We start from the raw sequence: 502 nt of genomic DNA on the forward strand, positions 1-502 counted from the left end.
CGTAGGGGAACCTGCGGTTGGATCACCTCCTTACCTTAAAGAAACGTTCTTTGTAGTGCTCACACAGATTGTCTGATGAAAATTAGCAGTAAGAAAATCTCTGCAGGCTTGTAGCTCAGGTGGTTAGAGCGCACCCCTGATAAGGGTGAGGTCGGTGGTTCAAGTCCACTCAGGCCTACCAAATTCTTTCTGATACCGCGTTGTGAAACGACTCGCATACTTCAGTATGCTTCGCCGTTCCACGCCTTGTCTCAGCAGGAATTAAGGTGAATGAGATAACTACGATGGGGCTATAGCTCAGCTGGGAGAGCGCCTGCCTTGCACGCAGGAGGTCTGCGGTTCGATCCCGCATAGCTCCACCATCTTTACTGCAAAAACACAAGAAAACTTCAGAGTGTACCTGAAAAGGTTCACTGCGAAGTTTTGCTCTTTAAAAATCTGGATCAAGCTGAAAATTGAAACGACACACTGTGTCTGTTCTCCGTAATAAGAACAGATAAAT

General features: G+C 46.8%; 2 tRNA genes. Both read left to right on the top strand.

The window, feature by feature from the left end:
* Positions 1–104: 104 nt before the first annotated feature.
* A tRNA-Ile gene (locus OGV74_RS00770) sits at positions 105–181 on the top strand.
* Between the two features lie 105 nt (positions 182–286).
* Positions 287–362, top strand: a tRNA-Ala gene (locus OGV74_RS00775).
* The last annotated feature ends 140 nt before the right edge of the window (positions 363–502 follow it).

Source organism: Citrobacter sp. Cf116 (assembly GCF_030336505.1).
In the GTDB taxonomy this organism is placed as follows: Bacteria; Pseudomonadota; Gammaproteobacteria; order Enterobacterales; family Enterobacteriaceae; genus Citrobacter; species Citrobacter freundii.